Source organism: Posidoniimonas polymericola, assembly GCF_007859935.1.
Classification (GTDB): Bacteria; Planctomycetota; Planctomycetia; order Pirellulales; family Lacipirellulaceae; genus Posidoniimonas; species Posidoniimonas polymericola.
The window spans coordinates 140443-161149 of the sequence record NZ_SJPO01000011.1; the positions used below are offsets into that span (position 1 = coordinate 140443).

Consider the following 20707-nt stretch of genomic DNA (forward strand, 5'->3'; position numbering starts at 1 on the left):
ATGACCAATGACCAAGGTTAATTACCCAATGAACGAACAAGCAGAGACCGACAAGTCATTTCGGCTTGGTCATTGGGCATTGCCCGCTAGTAGCTACGCGGACGGACCTTGCCGAGCACGCGGCTGGGCAGGCCCTGCAGCCGGATGAAGCCCTCGGCGTCGGTCTGGTCGTAGCTGCCGCCCCCCTCCATGCTGGCGACTTCCTCGTCGTACAGGCTGTTCGGGCTGGTGCGGCCGTGGATCTCGATGTTGCCCTTGTACAGCCCGAGCGTCACCTCGCCGGTGACCGGCTGCTGGGCCTCCTTGATGAACGCCAGCAGGGCGTCCATCTTCGGGCAGTACCAGAAGCCGTAGTACACCATCTCGGCGACTTCCGGCGCCAGCCGGTCGCGGAGGTGCACCAGGTCGCGGTCGAGCGTGAGCTGCTCGAGCTGCAGGTGCGCGGCGTACAGGGCGGTCATGCCGGGCGCCTCGTACACGCCGCGGCTCTTCATGCCGACAAAGCGGTTTTCAACAATGTCGATCCGGCCGACGCCGTTGCGGCCGGCGATCTCGTTCATCTCCTGCACCATCGCCAGCGGCGACTTCTTGACCCCGTTGATGCTGACCGGCACGCCCGACTCGAACCCGACCGTGACCTCCTCGACCTTGTCCGGCGCCTCCTGCGGCGAGACCCCCATCCCGAAGTCGACAATCGCCACGCCGTTGACCGCGGTGTCCTCCAGCTTGCCCGCCTCGTAGCTGATGTGCAGGCAGTTTTCGTCGGAGCTGTAGGGCTTGGCGAGCGACGCCTTGACCGGGATCTTCTTGACGTCGCAGAAGTCGATCATCTCGGTGCGGCCGGGGAACTTATCGCGGAACGACTGCATCCGCCACGGCGCGATCATCTTGACGTCCGGCTCGAGGGCCTCGGCCGCCAGCTGGAAGCGGCACTGGTCGTTCCCCTTGCCGGTGGCGCCGTGCACAAAGGCCTCGGCGCCGACCTCCCGGGCCACCTCCAGGCACGCCTTGCTGATCAGCGGCCGGGCGATCGAGGTGCCCAGCAGGTAGATCCCCTCGTACTTGGCCTGCCACTGCAATACCGGGAACGCGAAGTCGCGGCACAGCTCCTCCTGCACGTCGACCAGCCGGGCCGACGCGGCGCCGTTGTCGTGCGCCTTCTGCATGATCGCCTCGCGGTCCTCGCACGGCTGACCGACGTCCACATAGACGCAGTGCACCTCGTAGCCCTCGTCCTGGAGCCAGCCGAGGATGACAGACGTGTCGAGGCCGCCGGAGTAGGCGAGGACGCACTTGCGCATGGGGGGAATCCGTAGCGGGGGGGAAGCGGTAGTTCGTAGGCGAACCGGTATTGTGGTTCGGCACGCGGGAGCTGACAAGCGGCGCCGCCGCTGGGTTCGGCTCACCAGTCAGCCCGCAAGCATGATCAGCCCACGGCGCCAGCCGTGGGACTGACGCAGCAGCGGCTTCGGCGCGCGGTCCCACGGCTGGCGCCGTGGGCTGTTCCTTGGCTGGCCGCTACGAAGCCGCGTGGATCTCGAGCTGCGCGTCGAGCAGCACGGCGTCGGGGCCGGCGCCTTCGAGGGTGAGGCTCAGCTCGTTGCTCGGCTCGAGCCGCGGCGTCAGGTTCGCCACGCCGCTCTCCAGCGTGATCTCCGCTCCGTTCAGCCGCGCCGCCGCCAAGCCGTGCGGCGTGGCGAGCCGCAGCAGCACCTGGTCGCCGGCGGCCAGCCCGGTCGGCTGGTTGAAGCGCCGGGAGAGGGTCGCCCGGCCGGAGTCCGCGGGCAGGGCGTCGCCCCAGGTGCAGGGGAGCTTCACGCGCAGCTCGGCCCCGTCGGCCTCGGCCTGCCACGGGCCGCGCAGGCGGATCACGTGCGGCGCGGCGCCCCGATCGGCGTGCGGCGCGTCGCCGCTCATTTGGGCATGAACGTCTGCTTGACGTTCACTTCGCGGATCTGGCGGCTGTCGAGCTCGTACGCCCGGAGCGTCACCTGAATGCCCCGCAGCGCGGTGTCGTAGGGCGGCGCGGTCTCCCGCTCGCCCGGGTCGTCGACGCCGTTGACGCCATCGTCGTCGAAGCCGTTGGAGGCCGGGTCGATCACGTTGTCGCCGTCATCGTCCTTCCCGTTGTTCTCGTACGAGGTCGACCAGGTGTCGTAGGTTCGGTAGGGCTGGAAGGCGTAGCCGTTGACCGTCACCGTGGGCCAACCAAGCTCGCTTTTCGGTTGGGTGTACCCGGCGAATGTCGAACTTCCCAGCAAGTTCGTAACGCTGGGATTGGTGACGGGGGGTAGTGCCCCGAGAGCAGTGTTGCGGGCTGCAAAGGCACCGTGCAAGCCGTAATAACCAAGATCGACGTAGGCGCCACGTCCGGCTATTGGCTGGTAAGTGACCCCCGAACCCGGATTGTTTAGCCGCTCGCGTAAGATCATTCCCCAGCCGGAGTCGCCCGGTCCGATTACCTCACCGGGGTAGGCAACCGACTGACTGGTGTCATTCAACGGCTGTTCCGCCAGCAGCGGTGCTTCAGGGTCGTAGACCTTGATGTCGAAGGCTAGCATGTTGCTCAGCACAACATCCTCGCCACGGCGGTCGCCCGACAGCGGCACCATGCCGTTGGTGAACATCACCACCTGGCCGTCCTCATTGACGATGGCTCGAGTGGTCGGCTTGAGGGCGCTAGAGTCGTCGACGTACACAAACGGCCGCGACGAGAGCCACTTACCGCGGTTTTGCAGCCTGTAGGTGCGGACCGTGCCAGATCCGTCATCGCGGGTCCGGCCTTCGACCATCTTGTCGATCGCAGCAGCGCTAAAATCCTCGTTGCGCTCTAACTTGCGGGACACGTCGAACGCGGGGCGAACCTGGATCGTTCCCGACAGACCGCGACCGATTCCGACGTAGTGGTAGGGGAACCGCCGCTGCCCTTGCGCCGTGCCAGGCGAGCCGTAGGGGATGTGCTGGTGGTCAAAGCGGTTCTCTCGCTTCGTAAGATCGCCGAGCGTGTTCGCCTTGATCACCCACCGGCCACCGTCGAGCAGCGGGTCCCATTCGAGCCTTACCGAGATGTCGTATTGTTCCTGGAACGCAGTGACCGCTGCGATTGCTTGGGCAACTTCATCCAAGTCAACGTTGAGAACTCGGAGCACACCGGGACCGACGTTTTGGCCATTGACCAAAATCCCATAGTCCAATTGCGGCGCAATCAACATCGTCCTGCGGTAGACGGTGCGGAAGCCGGGTTCGCCGAAATAGAATGTGCGAGCGTCGCTCGGCTCAACCGGGTTCTCAACAGCAAACCACACGACCTCTGCGAGCGGTGATTCAAACTCTTTGGCTCCCCAGCTATCGAACCCACTGCCATCAGTCGGGACGTCCGTAGGCACGCGTCCGACAAACGGCTTGTCGTCGTTCCGCACGGTCAGCGACAGCACGTCGTCCCAGTCGCCGAGGCCGCCGCCGTCGGTGACGTACTGGCTATCCAGATTGACGGCGCTTCCGGGAAGCCTCGCCAGGTTCGTACCCGGGAGCTGCGATACCGCTAGGTCGATCTGCAGGCCGTTGCTGCTGTCGGTCGGGCTGTTGCCGCCAACAAAGTCGACGATCCCGTTGTTGTCGATGTCCTGCAGCCAGATGCTTGGGGCAAAGTCCGACTGCGGCCCTTCGACGATCTCGATGTATCCGTGATTCGACTCGGGGCGGGTCCACGGCAGCGCGGGGCAGGTGTGGTTGGCGAGGTCGTCCTGCAGCAGGGCGCGGGCCTGGCGGAGTCGGGTCGACATCTCGATGCCGGCGCGGCGGTCGGCCACGCTCGCCGAGACGTTCGCGAACACCGCGATCACCGCGGCCATCATCAGCAGCGTGATCGACATCGCCACCAGCATCTCGACCAGCGTGAAACCACGCTGGGGCCGAGCGTGGGCCGGGCGGCGGTGAGAATACATAGCAGGCACGACACTCCGATGCGGCAGCTCGCCGCCGAAAAGAGATTTCACGATCCAATCCCCCCGTTCCGGTAGGGCCTCTCTGGTGGGGTGGCATGAGAGCCCCTGACGCCACCCCAGCCCTTCATTGCACCGCGCCGTAAAGTCTGTGTCAAGAAAAGGTTGTGGCGCCGGTCGGCGGACCTCCGCCAGTTGCGCAGGGCTGGCCAAGGGCTCCTGATAGGTAAAGGTTGCCACCGCGGCGGGCCGGATCCCCCTTTTTTGAGGCGGCCGCCCTTGGACCACGTGCCTTCCCGGGGGAATAATGAGGGCGATTCCGGTTGCCCGCCCCGCCCCCTCTGCAGCAAGTCCTTGCCCGCCCGCCCGCCAGTCTGCCCCCCAGCCCGTTCGGCCTCCCGCCCGCCAGCCGTGGTGAGCAAGTGGCTGTCGGCGCTGCTGCTGGCCACGATTGGGTTCTCGGCTCTGCCGGCGGCCGCGCAGCAACCAACGCCCGCCCCCGAGGCGGCCCGCGCGTACGCCGCGGCGGCCGCGCTGCAGGACCGCGGGCTGCACGACCTGGCGCGCAAGGACTGGCAGGCGCTGCTCAAGAGCTACCCGACCGACCCGCTCGCGCCCCGGGTCCGCTACAACCTGGGCGTCTGCCGGTTCCAGCAGTCGCAGTTCGCCGCCGCGGCCGACGCCTTTGCCGAGGCTGCCAAGACCGCCCAGGAGGACTCGGTCGCCGAGGCCGCGTGGTCGAACCTCGGCCTAGCACGGTTCAACCAGGCGTCGTCGCTCGCGGCGACCAAGCCCAGCCAGGCCGCGCCGGTCTACCGTCAGGCGGTCGCCGCCTTCGAGCAGCTGCTCGCCAAGTTCCCCGCCAGCGGCCAGGCCGGCGGTGCCCAGTACTACCGCGGCGAGTCGCTCGCCGCCCTCGGCCAGCACGAGCAGGCGGCCCAGGCGTATCGCGCCGCGCTCGAGAACCAAGCGGCCTCGCCGCTGCACACCGCCGCCCGGGTGGCGCTGGCTTCATCAGAGTTGGAGCTCGGCCAGACCAACCAGGCCGAGGCGACGCTCAATACGCTCATTGCTGCGGGCCCAATCGGCCAGACCGCCGGCGAGGCCTACACCCTCCGCGGCGAGTCCCGGCTGGCGGGCGGCAACGCGGTTGGCGCCGCCGAGGACTTCGCCCAAGCCGCCGCCGCCGAGCAGTACGACGCGGCCGACTACGCGCTCGAGCGGCAGGCGTTCGCGCTCTACTCGGCCGGCCAGCACGCCGCCGCCGCAACCTCCTACCGGCAGCTCGGCCAGCGGTTCCCGCGGTCGCCGCTCGCCGGCGGCGCCAATCTGGCGGCCGGCAAGTGCCTGTTGCTGGCCCAGCAATACGACGAGGCGGCCACGCTGCTCGGTTCACTCTGGCGGGCAGACCCGTCGGCCGCCAACGCCGAAGCGGCCCACTGGCTCACGCAGACTCTCACCGCCGCCGGCAGGCCGGCCGACGCGATCGGCCCGGCCCGGCAGGCGCTGGCGACTAGCCCCGACCCGCAGTGGGCCAACCCGATCAAGGTCACCCTGGCCGACGCGTTGTCCGAGTCCGACAGCGGCCGCGGCGAGGCGCTCGACCTCTACCGCCAGCTCGCCCGCAGCGCGGGCGGCGAGTCCGCCGAGCGGGCCGCCTACCTCGCCGCCCACACGGCGCTGCAGTTGAAGCGGTTCGACGAGGCCCAGCGGTTCGCCCAGCAGTTCTTGCGGCAGCGCCCCAACAGCCAATTCAGCATCGAGGCCCGGCTGATCGCCGCCGAGGCCGCCGCCCAGCTCAAGCAGCCGCAGCAGGCCGCCGACCAGTACCGGGCCTTGATCGCCGCCGCCGCCGACGATCCGCGCGTGGGCGAGTGGGTGCTGAGGGACGCGGGCCTGCTCCGCGAGCAGCAGAATTGGGCCGAGGTCGCCAGCCTGCTTAGCGACTACCAGCAGGCTATCCCCGCCGAGCGGAAGGCCGACGCATTAGCGATGCTGTCCGAAGCCCGCAGCCAGTCGGGCGACGCGGCGGCGAGCATCGCGGCCCTGACGGACCTGATCGAACAGCGACCCGACGCCAACCGTCTTGCGCAGGCGCTCTACCAACGCGGCGAGCAGCAGACTACCCGCGGCGACCTCAACGCCGCCAATCAAGACTTCACCCGCATCGCCCGCGAGTTCCCCCAGAGCGACCTCGCCCCGTACGCCCTATACGGCCTGGCCAACAACCAGCTGCAGTCGGGCGACAAGCAGGCCGGCCGGCAGTCGCTGCAGACGCTTGTCGACCGTTACGGGGATGGCCCCATCGGCGAGGCCCGCTACACGCTCGCCGGGCTGCTGCACGAACAGCAGCAGGACGCCGCGGCGCTCGACGTGCTTGACGGGGCCAAGGCGCCCGCCGCCGAGCTCAGCTACCTGCGGGCGCTCTGCCTGATTGGCGCGGGCCGGACCGACGACGCCCGGCGTGAGCTGCAGGCCTTCCTGCAGCAGCACCCGCAGCACGAGCGGGCCGACCAGGTTGGCTACGAGCTGGCGTGGCTCGAGCGGAAGGCGGACCCGGCTGGCGCGGCCAAGCAGTTCGCGCGGCTTGCCGCTGACTACCCTCGCAGCCCGCTCGCGGCCGAGGCGCTGCTCCGCGCGGGCGAGTTGCTGTACCAAGCGGGCGACAAGCAGGCCGCCGCCGGCCCGCTCGAGAAGGTCGCCCAGCGGGGTGACGCCGCCGCCGGCTTCCGCGCCCAGGCGTCGCACCTCTTGGGCTGGATTGCGTTTGGCGCCGATCAGCCCGAGGCCGCGGCGATGGCGTTCAACAATCAGTTGCGGGCGGAGCCGACCGGCGAGCTCGCCGCCGCCGGCGCCGCGATGCAGGGCGAGTCGCTGTTTGCCCTCGGCCGCTACGAGCCCGCGCTGGCCGCCTACACGCAGGCCGAGCAGCTCGGCCCCAAGGACCCGCGGCTCGCCGCGGCGGCCTGGCTGCACGCCGGGCAGGCGGCAGGCCAGCTCGGCCGCTGGAAGGAGAGCCTGCAGTGGCTCGAGCGTGCCGGTCGGGCAAGCCAGGCAAAGCTGGAGGGCGACAAGATCCGCTACGAGCGCGGCTGGGCCCTGGTGAACCTTGATCGACCGCAAGAAGCGCAGCCGATCTTCGAATCGCTGCTTGAATCACAAGACGGCGTGCTAGCGGCCCGCTCACAGTTTATGCTGGGGGAGATGCAGTTCGCGGCCAAGCAGTACGACGCAGCGGTCCGCACGTTCTTCCGGGTCGCCTACGGGCACGGCGGCAAGGACGCGCCCGAGGCGTACCACGCGTGGCAGGCAGAGTCGCTGTTCGAGGCCGCCCGCTGCCTCGAGGCGCTGGGCCGCCGCGAGCCAGCCAACAAGCTTTACCTGGAGCTGCTCGAGCGGTTCCCCGATTCGGCCAAGGCGCGGCACGCGCGGGCCAAGCTGCAGCCGGGGGCCACCCGCTAACAACGGGCCGCTGACAACGCGCCGCTAGATGACGACCAACCACAGCACGCCAGGCAATCCGAACGAGACCAATCCAATGCGACTAGCCCGCCGCCTGGCGACGACTTTCTGTGTTACGCTCGTACTCGCAGGCACGGCCTGGGGCCAAGGGCCGGCGCTGGCGCCGGCCCTCGGCAATGACCCGGGCGACGACCCAGACGCGCTGGCCGAGGCGGCGCTCGCGCCGCCGCCCCCGGTCGAGGCGCCCGACGCGATGCCCGACTCGGCCGAGGCGATCCTCGAGCTGTTCCTCAAGGGGGGCTGGCTGATGGCCCCCATTGTGCTGATGTCGGTGGTCGTGCTGGCGGTGGCGTGCGAGCGGATGCTCGGGCTCCGCCGCGGCCGCATCCGCCCCCGCAAACTGGTCGACACGCTCCGCCGGCAGATCGACGACGGCGACCTCGACCCGCAGCGGGCCTACAACGCCTGCCGCCGCAGCCGCAGCGCGCTGTCGCGGGTGGTGATCGCCGCGCTGTCGAAGATCGGCCGCCCCCACGCCGAGGTCGAAGCGGCCGCCGCCGACGCGCTGCAGAACGAGGCCGACCGCATGTACGGCAATGTCCGCACGCTGAACCTGGCCGCCGCGGTGACGCCGCTGATGGGGCTGCTCGGCACTGTGTGGGGCATGATCGAGTCGTTCTTCGTCACGGCGAACGCCGCCGAGGGGACCGACAAGGCGACCGCCCTGGCCGAGGGCATCTACGTCGCGCTGATGACCACCTTCGCCGGCCTGGCCGTGGCGATCCCCGCCGCGGTGCTGGCCCACTACTTCGAGGGACGCATCCTCCGCTCGCTCCGCCGGGTCGAGAGCCTGATCACCGTGCTGCTCCCCCGCATCGAGGCGCTCGAGGGCCGCGGCCGGCTCGACCTGCGCCAGCTCGAGAGCAACTACCAGCACGACCGCACGGGCCGCAGGCAGCCGGCGCCACAGGTCCCGCCCACTCCACCGGCGGGCCCGCCGACGCACCACCTGTCGCAGGCCCACGAAACGAGCGGGAGGGCGTAGACGATGGCCGTCAAACTCAACAAGGGCCTGTCTGCCGGCGCGCTGAGCATGACGCCGCTGATCGATGTGGTGTTCCTGCTGCTGATCTTCTTCCTCGTGGCGAGCCGCTTCGAGCAGGAAGAACGGCAGATGGACGTCACCCTGCCGCAGGCCGCCGAGGCCGCCCCGACGGTGTTCCCCGGCCAGGAGGTCTTCGTCACGGTCACGCCCGACGGAACCTACTACATCGCTGGCGAGAAGCTCAGCGCAAACATGCTCCGCACCCGGCTCAAGGCGCTCTACCAGGCAAACCCCGGCAAGCAGAAGGTGACCATCCGGGCCGACTCGCAGTCGAACTCCGGCGCGCTGGTCACCGTGCTCGACGCCTGCAACCAGGCCAACATCCGCAACTACAGCATCGCGACCGAGTAAAAGAATTCCCTCCCCCGCTGGGGGAGGGCTAGGGTGGGGGCGCCCCGCTTGCGAGTTTGCCCTTACGGGGCGACGCGGCAGGCAGGCCGCAGCACCACTTCACCCCCACCCCGACCCTCCCCCAGCTGGGGAGGGTGTAAGTTCGACCAACCGAGCAGGAAGCCGTTTGACCCCCGACCCCGCCATCCCCCGACCCGCCGTCGACGAACGGGCGTTGACTGTCAACGCCGCCCTCGCGTTGTGGGCGGGCGTCGCTGCGGGTGGGATTGTGGCGCTCGGCGGCTTCGACGACCCCGACCCTTGGCGGAACGGCTACTACCGCCTGGCGACCCTCGGGCTGACCGCGCTAGCGCTCGCTATTGCCTTCTTGTCGTCGCCCGGGTTCTCGGCCAAGCGGCTGCAGCTCGGGGTGGTGGCGAGCCTGATCGCGCACACGGCGATTGTCGCCGGGCTGGCGCTGGCCGACCTGCGGATGCCGCAGCTGATGGCCGACGCCGACGCGCCGCCGGTCGAGGAAGTGCAGGAGGAGCAGCCGCCGGAGATGGTGATCATTGAGCGGCAGCAGCTCGACGAGGTCCCGGACTTCGAGCGGCCGGTCGCGACCTCCGCCCCGCAGAGCCAGGCCGAGCTGATCGAGCCCGAGCGGCAGGCGCCCAAGCTGGCCGAGACCATGCTGCAGCCCACCGCCGCCCCGCTAGCCGCGCCGCCTGCGCCCGACGCGCCGATTCTGGAACGGCCGCAGACCACGCTCGCCCAGGCCGCCATCGAGTCGGGCCGGCGGAGCCGCAACATCGCCGCGTCGGCCAGCGTCGCGCCGCAGGCGGCCGAGTTCGACGCCGGCACGCAGCCCGCGCCGTCGCCGCTGGAAGAGCCCACGCCGAGCCCGGCGCCGACGCCGATGTTGGCCCGCGCGGCCGCGCCGCTGCGGGCGGCGATCACCCCGATCGAGGCCCCGCGTCCGACGCTCGCGCCGCCGACTTCGCCGCAGAGCACGCCGATCACGTCGGCCCCGCGGATGGCGGTCAACCAGCCCGCCACGCCGCAGGTCGGCGCGAGCCAGCCGGCGCCCCGACTCAGGCCCCGCACACTGGCGCAGCTTGGCCCGTCGCCGATGGAGCCGATCACGCCGCTGCCGAGCGAACCGAACACCCCGCAGGACGCTCCGCGGATGGCGCCACTAACGCCGCCGGCGGTCACCCAGCAGCGGACCGCGCCGTCGCTGGCGATGGCCTCGCCGACGCTCGCGCCGGTCGCCCCGCGGCTGGCCGACATGGCGCCGATCGCCCCCGCGACGCCGGCCGCCGCACCGGATCGTCTTGCGATGCGCACCTCGGGCGACGCGCCGCGGATCCTGGCCGACGCCCGGCCGCGGCCCCGGGGCGGCGCCGCGCCGCTCGCCGCCCTCGGCTCTGCCGGCCGGGCGCTCGAGGCGCCCAACCTCAACCGCGGCGCCGGCCAGGGCCAGCCCGGCGCGCCGACCGAGATCGCCGCCGCCGCCGACCGCGGCGGGCTGGGGGTCAAGCCGGCCGAGCGGCCAGGCCTCAGCAAGGCGGTCGCGTCGCGCGACGCCACGGCCAACCTCTCACCGGGCCGGTTCCGCAACCAGGCCGCCGGCGGGTCGCCCTCGGTCGCCGGCGACGCCCGCGCGCCGACCGCCGCGTTCAGCAGCCGCGGCCAACGCGTCGAGCAGCTCGAGTCGGGCAGCAGCGGCTCGCCGTCGCCCCGCACGGAGGCCGCCATCGAGCTCGGCCTGAAATTCCTGGCCGGTATCCAGGAGCCCGACGGCGGCTGGGCGTTCGACTCGCTCGGCGGCGCCGACGTCCGCGCCGCCGAGGTGCCGCAGATCAAGGCCGACGCGGCCGCCACCGGCTTGGCGCTGCTGTCGTTCCTCGGCGCCGGCTACGACCACATCGACGGCAAGCACCAGCAGACCGTCAAACGCGGCATCGACGCGCTGATTGCCGACCAGGGCGACTCCGGCGTGCTGTTCGCCGAGGACTCGGACCCCAACGCGTGGGAGGTCGCCCGGTTCTACAGCCACGGCATCGCGACCATTGCCCTGTGCGAGGCGTACGGCATGACCGGCGACCCACGGCTCCGCCGCCCGGCGCAGCGGGCGATCGACTACATCGTCGAGACGCAGGTCGAGAGCCTCGGCGGCTGGCGGTACACGCCCGGCTTCAATTCTGATCTGTCGGTGACCGGCTGGATGCTGATGGCGCTGCGGAGCGGTGAGTTGGCCGGGCTGGAGGTCCCCAGCCGCACCTACGCCGGCGTGCGGCGGTTCCTCGAAACCTGCCGCGAAAGCGCCGGCAACCAGGCCCGCTTCTGCTACAACCCGACCGCGCCGGCCAACGACCCCCGCACCAGCCACGGCCGCAACCCGGGCACGGTGATGACCTCGGTCGGCCTGTTGATGCAGCTCTACCTGGGTGAGGGGCGCGAGAGCCGCCGCATGCAGCTCGGCGCCGACCACCTGGCCGAGCACCTGCCGACCCTCGGCGACTCGATGACGCCGGCCCGCACCAGCACGCTCGGCAACCCACTGCGGGACACGTACTACTGGTACTACGGCACGCAGGTAATGTTCCACATGGGCGGCACGCACTGGGATCGGTGGAACGAGGCGCTGCACCCGCTGCTGGTCGAGAGCCAGACCAAGAGCGGCCAACTCGCTGGCAGCTGGAACCCAATCGCGCCGGTCCCCGACAAGTGGCGCCACCTCGGCGGCCGCCTGTACGTCACGACGCTCAACCTGCTGAGCCTCGAGGTGTACTACCGGCACCTTCCGCTGTACGAGATGACTGGGCGGTAGCAAACTGCCGACATGACATGAGCGAGTCAGGCGTTGATCGCGTAATCAAGTTCGCCCCGCAAATGATGTTGGTTTCGGGAGGCTGGCTCGCGCTGGTTGTCTGGACAGACCTGCCAGGAGTGTTGACCGCGTTCCAAGCAGTCTTTCTCGCCGTCACGGCGGTGTCACTTAGCGAATATCGTGCGGAGCGTGGGCTCTGGATGCTCGCCATGCTGTATTTTGCGATTAGCGTAGCGCTCTACGCCATCTTTTTGGTGCAGGGCATCCTCGACGAAATACGCGGCGTGAGAGCGCCGGTTTCCTTGGCCATCGACGTAGCTCTGATAACCATTTTGCTCGGAGGACAGGTTGGATTTCTCTGGCGCGTCGCGGTGATCAACCGCCGCCTCTCAAGAGCAGACTAACGGGGGTCGGTTGTCAAAGCCGCAACGCTGCCACTATGCGGGATGACCGGGCGGTAGCCCTCATCGCCGAGCCGTGCCCGTCAGGAAATGACCAGTTGACTTCGCCTAATGGACGCTTCCTGACGGGCGCGGCTCGGTGTGGAATTGGCTCTGGTTTTGGAATTGCATGAGTTCCGCAAACACCCATTTCGTTGTTGAAAACAGCCCCCGACGGCCTTCTAATAGGAGCTGCCCCCAGCTTTGTCCGAGCGGAATGGGGCCGATTTTTGCCCGCTTGCTGGCTCGCCCGGCGCTCGGCGCCGTTGCCAACGGCGAGCGAACCGGTGGGACAAAACCCTCACCCGTTTTTGGGCCCAAATCGCAGCAGAGGCTGCGATACTGGGGCAAAACGGACCAAGGGCCGATCGTCGGGTCTGAGTTTTGTCCCCTCCGCTGGGTATTTCGGACAAAACGCGGTGGTAGCAAGCCGCCCCGCGCGACGAGCCGATAGCGAAGGAGCCTCCCATTCCAGCAGAAAACGCCGCCGCGGTGCTCCCTGCAGAGACCACCAAGCAGGAAGCCAGGTCAGACAAGAAGCCCAAACGGCAGCCCCCGTAAGCCGTGATCCTGCACAACGACGACTTCAACGGCTTCTTGTTTGTCGCCGAGTCGATCGTCAAGGTGTTTGGGTACGAACCGGAGAAAGCCATCAAGCTTATGCTGAGGGCGCACGAGACCGGGCGGAGCTGCGTCTGGTCTGGGATGCGGGAGCATGCCGAGCTGAAGGCCGACCAGTTGCGGTCGTGCGGCGGCGATCCCGAGCAGGCCCACCAGAACGCCCTGCCGCTGAGAGTGACTACCGAGCCGATGCCGGCGTGACGATGCAGGGGATGGCCACGAAAAAGCACAAGAGAGCACAAGAAGCACCGAGACCAAGCCTGCCCCAGTTCATTTTTTGTGTCCTTTCGTGCCTCTTCGTGGCCACCCAGTGATCCGCCATCGCCGTACCTCAGAAACGACAATCCATTGAGAAGAGAGAAAAGATGTCGCGTTTGATACTACGATTCATCCCGCTGTTGATGCTGTCGCTGCATTGCTGCTCGCCGGCTACGGCCCAGGAGGTCCGCCCCGAGTTCAAGGAGCAGGGCAAGTCGGGCAACCCGGTGTTCGCCGGCTGGTACGCCGACCCCGAGGCGATCATCTTCGGCGACCAGTACTGGATCTTCCCGACCTACTCGGACAAGTACCACAAGCAGACGTTCTTCGACGCGTTCAGCTCGAAGGATCTCGTGAACTGGACCAAGCATCCGCGGGTGCTCGACGCCGACAATATCTCGTGGGCGAGCTACGCGGTGTGGGCGCCGTCGATCATCGCGGCCAACGACAAGTACTACCTGCTGTTCGGCGCCAACGATATCCAGAACGACGAGGCCCAAGGGGGCATCGGCGTCGCGGTGGCGGACTCGCCCGAGGGGCCGTACCAGGACGCCATCGGCCGGCCGCTGATCGACCGCTTCCACAACGGCGCCCAGCCGATCGACCAGTTTGTGTTCCGCGACGAGGGCGGCGACCTGTACCTGTACTACGGCGGCTGGCGGCACTGCAACGTCGCGCGGCTGGCGGACGATCTGCTGTCGCTCCAAGAGTTCCCCGACGGCGAGACCTTCAAGGAGATCACGCCCGACAGCTACGTCGAAGGGCCGTTCGTGTTCAAGAAGGACGGCCGCTACTACATGATGTGGTCCGAGGGGGGCTGGACCGGCCCCGACTACAGCGTCGCCTACGCGATCGCCGACTCGCCGACCGGGCCGTTCGAGCGGATCGGCAAGATCCTCAAGCAAGACCCGCAGGTCGCGACCGGCGCCGGGCACCACTCGGTGCTGCACCCGCCCGGCTCGGACGACTGGTACATCGTTTACCACCGCCGCCCGCTCGGCGAGACCGACGGCAACCACCGCGTGGTCTGCGTGGACAAGATGGAGTTTGACGCAGACGGCCGCATCAAGCCGGTTACAATCACCTTTGATGGCGTCGAGCGGCGGCCGCTGCCGTAGCGGTCACCGCGGCCGCCGGGCCTCCGACTCCCCCAATTTTCCTACCAAGAAGAACCGATCGAATGATCCACGTGATTGCGACCCTCTCGCTCAAGCCGGGCGTCCGCGACGAGTTCCTCAAGATCTTTACCAAGCTGACTCCGGTCGTGCAGGCCGAGGAGGGCTGCATCGAGTACGGCGCCGCCATCGACGAGCCGACCGGTATGGATGTCCAGCAGATGGCGGGCTCCGATGCGGTGATCGTAGTCGAGAAGTGGGAGAGCGTGTCGGCGCTCGAGGCCCACCTGGCGGCCCCGCACATGGAGGCCTTCCGCCAAGAAACCGCGGAAATGTCGGCCGGCGTCAGCCTGCTAGCGCTGAAGCCCGCCTAAAAAGCGATCCGCGGGTTTGTTATGATGCGGGCTCTGGGAACGCGAACGGACGCCGATCCCCGCCTCATCACCCCCGCCTGAGTCTGCCTCCCCCGTGTCTGCTGCTGCCCCGATGCTGAACGCTGTCCGCCAAGAAATTGCCGCCATCGCCGACAAGATTGTCGTGAAGGTGGGCACCCGCACCCTGACCGGCCCCGATGGGCAGCTGGACATGGGACAGATAACGTCGATTGCGGATCAGATCGCTGGATTGCGGGCCGAGGGCCGCAATGTGGTGCTGGTCAGCAGCGGCGCCGTCGGGGCCGGCATCGGCCGGCTCGGCCTGACCGAGCGGCCGACCGACCTGTCGCAGCTGCAGGCCGCCGCGGCCGTCGGGCAGAGCTGCCTGATCGAGTGCTACAACCACGCGCTCGAGAAGCACGGCCTGCACGCCGCCCAGGTGCTGCTGACCGCCGACGACATGCACGACCGCCGCCGGTACCTGAACGCCCGCAACACGCTGCGGGCGCTGTTCGAGTACGGGGCGGTGCCGATCGTCAACGAGAACGACACCGTCCGGGTCGAGGAGCTGCGTCGGTCGATGGGCGACAACGACCGCCTGGCGGCGTTGGTCACGAACCTGATCCGCGCGCCGTTGATGGTGTTGCTGACCGACGTCGAGGGCCTGTACGACGGCCACCCCAAGGACGAGGGCTCGAAGGTGATCCCGCTGGTCCGGGAGCTGGACGAAGTGCTCGAGCACGCCGGCGAGTCGAGCAACGAAGGCCTGCGGCTGTCGACCGGCGGCATGGCGAGCAAGCTGCAGGCGGTGCAGATCTCGACCGAGGCGGGCGAGAACGTCGTGATCGCCAACGGCCGACGGCCGAACGTGCTGCGGGATATCCTGGCCGGCGAGACGATCGGCACGCTGTTCATCGCGGCCGGCGCTTCGGTCCGCGACCGCAAGCGGTGGATCGGCTGGAGCGTGCACCCGGAGGGCAAGCTGCGGCTGGACGCGGGCGCCGAGCACGCCATCGCCGAGGAGGGCGGCAGCCTGCTGGCCGTGGGGATCACCGGTGTCGAGGGGAACTTTGACAAGGGGGATGTCGTCAGTCTGGTGGGGCCTTCCGGCGAGGAGTTCGCGCGGGGGCAGACTAATTACGGGTCTGATGATGTGCGCCAGGTGATGGGGGAGCCAACCGAGCGGTTCGGCGAGATCCTCGGCAGCTGGTCGTACTACGATGTGGTGCACCGCGACAACCTGACCGTGCTGCGGGCCTAGTCCGGTGGTAGCGGTTGCGACGCGGGTGAGGACGCGGGCGGGTTGCTTGTTGCTGGGCGGCGCGTGGTGATTAGGCTGGAGGTTCTGGCCAGACTCCTCGCACAGCGACCCCACGCATGACCGCCCTGCCCCGCCGCTCGCCCAACCGCCTCGCCGTCCTGCTGACCGCCGCCCTGGCCTGGTCGGCGGTTGGCCAATCCGCGCAGGCAGAAACCGCCTACGACACGCAGCGTCGGATCGAGATCGCGGCGCTCCGCCTGCAGCTGTACGAGAATGTCGAGTACCCGGCCGAGCTCCGTCGATTGAAATCAGAGCTGAAGCTGGCCGAGGCCGAGGCCGCTTCGCTCGAGCGGTTGCTGCGGGAGTACGAGCCGTTCGACAAGTTTTCCACGGGCCGGCCGCTGGTGCTGACGATTGAATCCACCCGACTGGCGCTGCTGCGGGCCGGGCTGAGGCGCGACAACCTGCGGCAGGACCTGATGGCTCAGCAGCGGAGCCACTACGACCGGTTGCGGCTGCTGCACCTAGAACTGGAGCAGGCGCGGGCGGGGCTGTAATCGCGTCGGGCGGGCCCGTAGAATGTCGGCTCAGCGCCGACCGTGAGGAAGCGGGGCGGCCGACAGTGGGCAAAATTCTCGGAAGCGCCGGTTTGACCTCTGGCGTTGATTAGCAGCTATGAGCGAACTGCGCCACGAGTGCGGCGTCGCGGCCGTGTACCACCTGCCCGGCCCGCAGAGCCCCCTCTGCCCAACGCAGGGCCCCAGCCACGCGTCGCGGCTGATCCCCCGGATGCTGCTGGACATCCAGAACCGGGGCCAGCTGTCCGCCGGCATGGCGTCGTTCAACCCGGAGCGGAAGCACCTGATCGAGCGCTACCGCGAGCTCGGCAGCGTCACCGAGGTGTTCCGCCTGAGCCACAAAGAGAAGGCCGACGCCCTGATGGCGCGGTACTCCGGCCCGGCGGCGATCGGCCACGTCCGCTACGCCACCTGCGGCAAGGACGACGTCAGCTACGCCCAGCCGTTCGAACGCCGGCACCTGCAGAAACGCAAGTGGTTCAGCTTCGCCTTCAACGGGCAGCTGGCCAACTACGCCGAGCTCCGCGACCAGCTGCTGGCCGAGGACGACCACCACATCACCCGGGCGACCGACACCGAGATCATCATGCACGAGCTCGCCAAGGAGCTGGCGGGTGAGAAGCGGCAGCCGCTGCTGGAGGTGATGCGTGGGGCCGCCAGGCGGTTCGACGGCGCGTACACGCTGGCGATGATCAACGCCCTTGGCGAGCTGCTCATCGCCCGCGACCCGCTCGGCATCAAGCCGATGAGCTACGCGGTGCAGGACTCGCTGTTCGCGGCGGCCAGCGAGAGCGTGGCCCTCCTGAACCTGGGGATCGACCCCGGCAACATCCGCAGCCTCGAGCCGGGGCACGCGATCGTGATCTCCGACGGCAAGCTCGACATCCAGCCGTTCGTGGACAAGCCGAGCCGGGCGCACTGCTTCTTCGAGTGGATCTACTTCGCGAATGTCGCGAGCACGATGGACGGCCGCAGCGTCTACCTGTCGCGTAAGGCCCTCGGCGAGGAGCTGGCCCAGCTCGAAGACCTCACCATCGACGACGACACGATCGTCGTGCCGGTGCCGGACACCAGCAAGGCCGCTGCAGACTCGATGGCGTACGCGCTCGGCGTGCCGAGCGTCGAGGGGCTCATGCGGAACCGCTACTCCGGACGCACCTTTATCGAGGGGGGCGACGCCCGCTACGCCAAGGCCGCCAGCAAGTACACGCCGCTCCGCGAGGTGCTGGAGGGCAAGCGGGTGCTGCTGGTCGAGGACTCGATCGTCCGCTCGACCACGATGCGGGTGCTGATAGACCGGCTCCGCACCGTGGGCCACGTGAAGGAGATCCACGTCCGCGTGGCGTGCCCGCCGATCGTGGCGCCCTGCTTCTACGGCATCGACATGTCGACCATCGGGGAGCTGTTCGCGCCGCATTTCCTGAAGAACGCCGAGGGCAGCGAGGCGGCCTTCAAGGCGATGGCCGATGAGCTGGGCGCCGATTCCCTGCGGTACCTCCCGGTCGAGTCGATCGCCCGCGCCGTCGGACGCCCCCCGGGCGAGCTCTGCCAGGCCTGCATCAGCGGCCAGTACCCGACCGCCTGCGGGCAGCAGCTCTACGAGCTTGCCGTGGAGAAGGCCGGCGGGTTCGAAGACCCAACGGCCGAGCAGTCGGCGAGCCGGACCTACGAGGCGGCGCACCGCAACGGCTAGGGATTGGAGGGGGCCGGCAAGCCGGGTTACTCCGTCAGGCTGAACTGCGACATGTCGCCGATCCGGACCCGGGTCCGGACAGGCCGGCCGTCGCGGAAGACGAGCACGTCCATCTCCTGGCCGATCTCGGTCAGCTTGACCATGCTAATCAGGTGGTCGTCGTCGTCGATGCGGACGCCGTTGTACTCGATGATGATGTCTTCGGGCTTGAGCTCGGCTACCTCGGCGGGCGAGTTGGGCTCGATGCTCTTGATGCGGGTGCCGACCAGGCGGGACAGCCCCGCGGCCCGGGCCCGCCGCTCGTCAAACAACGCGTCGAGCTTAACCCCGAGGTAGCCGCGGTGCACCTCGCCGGTGCGGGTGAGCTGCTCGCCGATGCGGGTGGCGATGTTCACCGGGATGGAGAAGCCGATGCCCTCGTTGCCGCCGGAGTTGCTGGCGATCGCCGTGTTGAGGCCGATCACCTCGCCCCGCATGTTGATCAGCGGGCCGCCGCTGTTGCCGGGGTTGATGGCGGCGTCGGTCTGCAGGAAGTTTTGGTACTTGACCTCGCCCTCGCCCAGCTCAAGGTTGTAGCGGCCCTTCGCGCTGATGATCCCGCGGGTGACGCTCTGGCTCAGGCCGAATGGGCTGCCGACCGCCAGGACCGGGTCGCCGATCTCCATCAGGTTGGAGTCGCCCAGCCGGGCGGCAACCAGGTCCGAGGCGTCAACCCGCATCACGGCGACGTCGGTGTGCGGGTCGCTCCAGATCTGCGTTGGGCTGATGCGGCGGCCGTCGTGCAGCTGCACACGGATGTGCGGCTCGGAGGAGTTCTTGATGACGTGTCGGTTGGTGAGCACAAACTTCTCGCCGCCCGGCGTGAACTGCACCACCACGCCCGAGCCCGCCTCCTGGACGTCGCTGCGGACACGCAGCTCGCGGATCGGCCGGGCTTCGATGTGAACGACCGAAGGCGTCACTAATTTGACAACGCGCTTGACCAGCCCGAGCAGCCGGTCCATCGCCTCGACGTCGCGGGCGAGGGCCTCGAACTGCAGGTCCCGCTCCGCGTCGGTGGTGCTGACGGCGGGCTGCGCCGCGGCGGGTGGGGCCGCGTTGCCGAGCATGCCGCCGACCAGGATGGCAGTCAGCGCGGTCGCGGCGGTGAGACGGGGGCGTTGCGGCATGGGGTGGGTGAGGGGTGCGGTTCTGCTTACGAAAAAAGCCGCCGGGATCCAGGGACCCGCGACGGCTGTTTGGTTGCGGTCCGTTCTGTGGGAGTATAACCCGCCGAACGGAGCAGCCGAGGGCCTACTGCACCTCGAAATCGGAGATCGTCGCGTCGGCCTCGGAATAGCCGGCATCAACCACCCGGCCCCAGTCTTCGACGCGGCGGTCTTCCAGCGTGCCGTCCTCCGACGCCCGCTGGCAATCGATGCACATGGTGGCGTACGGCAACGCGTTGAGGCGGGCCATCGGGATGCTCGTGGCGCAGACCTCACACTTGCCGTAGGAGCCCTCGCGGATGCGGGTCAGGGCGTGCTCGATGTGCTTCAGCTCTCGGCTTTCCGCCTCGGCCAGCTGCGAGTTTATCTCGTCTTGGGCGGCGTCCAGGGCGAAGTCAACGACGTCGCCGCCGATCTGCTCCCGGAGTTGCTGGAGCATGCTTAGGTCGCCGGCCAAAGCCTTGCGGAGAGCGTCGCGGCGCGTCGTGAGCAGATCGCGCATCTTCAGGATGGAGTCTTTGCGTGCCATAGCCATTCACCTTGCTTGGTCTGGCGGTCTGTCCCCGGCTCCGAGTGGTGCACGGTGGAAAACTGGGGGACGCGCCGTCTGCCGCCTCGTGTTCGAGGGAAAGGAACCGGGCCCTCCTCGGCCTCAAGTCCTCACCCTCTCAATGTGGGTAAATTCGATTGATGCGTGGGCGACTCGCCCCTGGCAACAACCAAACTATAGTACGCAGTTTTCCGAAAATGGGTCGTCGCTTGTTCAGTAAACCCCAGATAGTGACCGTCGGCTCGCCGGCGGCGGCCAAATCTCTCGGGATTTCCTGAGGTTCGCCTCCTCCCGCGGCACAGAGCGAGCCTCTCTTAGCGGGAATCGGTCGGTGGACAATCTGGGCGGCCGCGGATTCCACGCGCCGCCAAGCCGCCTCTCTAATCGGAGGAATCGGCACGGTCGATTGAGCGATCCTGGAATAGGGCCGTCCGCACCCTCCCGGGGCGGGGTGGCGTTTTGACCGGCGCAGTGCAGAAAGCTACATCACTGAGTGATTTTGTCGGATCTGCCGGCCGGCGTCCCCGTCCCGACGGCGGGCCCCCTGCCCCTACCCCTCCTAGACGACGCCCCGATGTCTACTGAAACCCAAGTCGATCCCCGCCCCCTAGCGGCGCTTGCTGGAGCAATAATGCTCTCGGCCGATGACCGAGGTGTGGGGTACTTGCTGCCGGAAGGCTCGACGACCGTCGGCGCCGGGCCCAAGTGCGACCTCCGGCTTGACGGTCCGGGCTTGAAGCCTCTGCACTGCGTGATTGTCCAGAGTGCCGAGGGGCTTACGGTGCGGCGATGGTCGCCCGGGACCAAGCTCAACGGAGCCAGCTTCACCGAGTCTGCGTTGCGGATGGGCGATTGCCTGTCGATCGGGCCGATTGAACTGCACGTGAGCCCTGTTGACGAGAGCCAGGTTGACAAGAGCCAGGTTGACAAGAGCC

At 68.4% G+C, this 20707-nt stretch carries 16 protein-coding genes and 1 pseudogene; 12 read left to right on the forward strand and 5 right to left on the reverse strand.

Annotated features, from left to right (window positions below; genetic code table 11):
• Positions 1 to 86 precede the first annotated feature (86 nt).
• From Pla123a_RS20195 to Pla123a_RS24780, 3 genes are all read right to left on the reverse strand, one after another.
• Positions 87 to 1301 (reverse strand): argininosuccinate synthase, encoded by a 1215-nt coding sequence (locus Pla123a_RS20195; RefSeq protein ID WP_146590385.1) that lies wholly within the window; start codon positions 1299 to 1301, stop codon positions 87 to 89.
• A gap of 217 nt (positions 1302 to 1518) precedes the next feature.
• Complete coding sequence (locus tag Pla123a_RS20200; RefSeq protein WP_146590387.1) at positions 1519 to 1917, reverse strand: hypothetical protein; 399 nt, start codon at positions 1915 to 1917, stop codon at positions 1519 to 1521.
• Positions 1914 to 3995 (reverse strand): PilW family protein, encoded by a 2082-nt coding sequence (locus Pla123a_RS24780; protein ID WP_231956570.1) that lies wholly within the window; start codon positions 3993 to 3995, stop codon positions 1914 to 1916. Before Pla123a_RS24780 ends, Pla123a_RS20200 begins: the two co-directional genes overlap by 4 nt.
• A gap of 360 nt (positions 3996 to 4355) precedes the next feature.
• Here Pla123a_RS24780 and Pla123a_RS20210 point away from each other — a divergent pair, with 360 nt between their 5' ends.
• The 11 genes from Pla123a_RS20210 to Pla123a_RS20260 all read left to right on the forward strand — a co-directional run bounded on the left by Pla123a_RS20210 (position 4356) and on the right by Pla123a_RS20260 (position 18014).
• On the forward strand, positions 4356 to 7403 hold the full coding sequence (locus Pla123a_RS20210) for a tetratricopeptide repeat protein (protein ID WP_146590389.1): 3048 nt from the start codon (positions 4356 to 4358) through the stop codon (positions 7401 to 7403).
• Positions 7404 to 7479: 76 nt separating this feature from the next.
• A complete protein-coding gene (locus Pla123a_RS20215) occupies positions 7480 to 8448 on the forward strand; it encodes a MotA/TolQ/ExbB proton channel family protein (RefSeq protein ID WP_197528139.1) in 969 nt (322 codons plus the stop codon).
• A 3-nt stretch (positions 8449 to 8451) separates the two neighbouring features.
• Positions 8452 to 8859 (forward strand): ExbD/TolR family protein, encoded by a 408-nt coding sequence (locus Pla123a_RS20220; protein WP_146590393.1) that lies wholly within the window; start codon positions 8452 to 8454, stop codon positions 8857 to 8859.
• 166 nt (positions 8860 to 9025) lie between these two features.
• A complete protein-coding gene (locus Pla123a_RS20225) occupies positions 9026 to 11674 on the forward strand; it encodes a prenyltransferase/squalene oxidase repeat-containing protein (protein WP_146590395.1) in 2649 nt (882 codons plus the stop codon).
• Positions 11675 to 11691: 17 nt separating this feature from the next.
• A complete protein-coding gene (locus Pla123a_RS20230; RefSeq protein ID WP_146590397.1) occupies positions 11692 to 12078 on the forward strand; it encodes a hypothetical protein in 387 nt (128 codons plus the stop codon).
• Between the two features lie 600 nt (positions 12079 to 12678).
• Positions 12679 to 12936 carry an ATP-dependent Clp protease adaptor ClpS gene (locus tag Pla123a_RS20235; protein ID WP_197528140.1) on the forward strand — a complete coding sequence of 86 codons (258 nt, stop codon included), beginning with the start codon at positions 12679 to 12681 and terminating at the stop codon, positions 12934 to 12936.
• Positions 12937 to 13100: 164 nt separating this feature from the next.
• Positions 13101 to 14111, forward strand: coding sequence for a glycoside hydrolase family 43 protein (locus tag Pla123a_RS20240; protein WP_146590399.1), 1011 nt, complete (start codon positions 13101 to 13103; stop codon positions 14109 to 14111).
• Between the two features lie 62 nt (positions 14112 to 14173).
• Positions 14174 to 14482 carry a putative quinol monooxygenase gene (locus tag Pla123a_RS20245; protein WP_146590401.1) on the forward strand — a complete coding sequence of 103 codons (309 nt, stop codon included), beginning with the start codon at positions 14174 to 14176 and terminating at the stop codon, positions 14480 to 14482.
• Between the two features lie 94 nt (positions 14483 to 14576).
• Entirely contained in the window at positions 14577 to 15743 is a 1167-nt protein-coding gene (gene proB, locus Pla123a_RS20250) for a glutamate 5-kinase (protein WP_231956571.1), read from the forward strand.
• A 116-nt stretch (positions 15744 to 15859) separates the two neighbouring features.
• Positions 15860 to 16300 (forward strand): hypothetical protein, encoded by a 441-nt coding sequence (locus Pla123a_RS20255; protein ID WP_146590403.1) that lies wholly within the window; start codon positions 15860 to 15862, stop codon positions 16298 to 16300.
• A gap of 118 nt (positions 16301 to 16418) precedes the next feature.
• Positions 16419 to 18014, forward strand: a complete 1596-nt coding sequence (locus tag Pla123a_RS20260) for an amidophosphoribosyltransferase (RefSeq protein ID WP_146590404.1) — start codon at positions 16419 to 16421, stop codon at positions 18012 to 18014.
• Between the two features lie 26 nt (positions 18015 to 18040).
• Here the strand turns inward: Pla123a_RS20260 and Pla123a_RS20265 are convergent, their stop codons facing one another.
• Positions 18041 to 19183 (reverse strand): S1C family serine protease, encoded by a 1143-nt coding sequence (locus tag Pla123a_RS20265; RefSeq protein WP_231956572.1) that lies wholly within the window; start codon positions 19181 to 19183, stop codon positions 18041 to 18043.
• A gap of 124 nt (positions 19184 to 19307) precedes the next feature.
• Positions 19308 to 19751 carry a TraR/DksA family transcriptional regulator gene (locus tag Pla123a_RS20270; RefSeq protein WP_146590406.1) on the reverse strand — a complete coding sequence of 148 codons (444 nt, stop codon included), beginning with the start codon at positions 19749 to 19751 and terminating at the stop codon, positions 19308 to 19310.
• Positions 19752 to 20403: 652 nt separating this feature from the next.
• On the opposite strand from Pla123a_RS20270, the pseudogene Pla123a_RS25360 reads away from it, so the two are divergent.
• Positions 20404 to 20652, forward strand: a pseudogene (locus tag Pla123a_RS25360) (FHA domain-containing protein); the annotation flags it as partial.
• Between the last annotated feature and the right edge of the window lie 55 nt (positions 20653 to 20707).

Coding starts and splice junctions, on each gene's coding strand:
- Pla123a_RS20245 (WP_146590401.1), top strand. CDS start 14,174: ATGATCCACGTGATTGCGACCCTCTCGCTCAAGCCGGGCGTCCGCGAC.
- Pla123a_RS20265 (WP_231956572.1), bottom strand. CDS start 19,183: ATGCCGCAACGCCCCCGTCTCACCGCCGCGACCGCGCTGACTGCCATC.
- Pla123a_RS20195 (WP_146590385.1), bottom strand. CDS start 1,301: ATGCGCAAGTGCGTCCTCGCCTACTCCGGCGGCCTCGACACGTCTGTC.
- Pla123a_RS20255 (WP_146590403.1), top strand. CDS start 15,860: ATGACCGCCCTGCCCCGCCGCTCGCCCAACCGCCTCGCCGTCCTGCTG.
- Pla123a_RS20240 (WP_146590399.1), top strand. CDS start 13,101: ATGTCGCGTTTGATACTACGATTCATCCCGCTGTTGATGCTGTCGCTG.
- Pla123a_RS20260 (WP_146590404.1), top strand. CDS start 16,419: ATGAGCGAACTGCGCCACGAGTGCGGCGTCGCGGCCGTGTACCACCTG.
- Pla123a_RS20230 (WP_146590397.1), top strand. CDS start 11,692: ATGAGCGAGTCAGGCGTTGATCGCGTAATCAAGTTCGCCCCGCAAATG.
- Pla123a_RS20270 (WP_146590406.1), bottom strand. CDS start 19,751: ATGGCACGCAAAGACTCCATCCTGAAGATGCGCGATCTGCTCACGACG.
- Pla123a_RS20200 (WP_146590387.1), bottom strand. CDS start 1,917: ATGAGCGGCGACGCGCCGCACGCCGATCGGGGCGCCGCGCCGCACGTG.
- Pla123a_RS20220 (WP_146590393.1), top strand. CDS start 8,452: ATGGCCGTCAAACTCAACAAGGGCCTGTCTGCCGGCGCGCTGAGCATG.
- Pla123a_RS20215 (WP_197528139.1), top strand. CDS start 7,480: ATGCGACTAGCCCGCCGCCTGGCGACGACTTTCTGTGTTACGCTCGTA.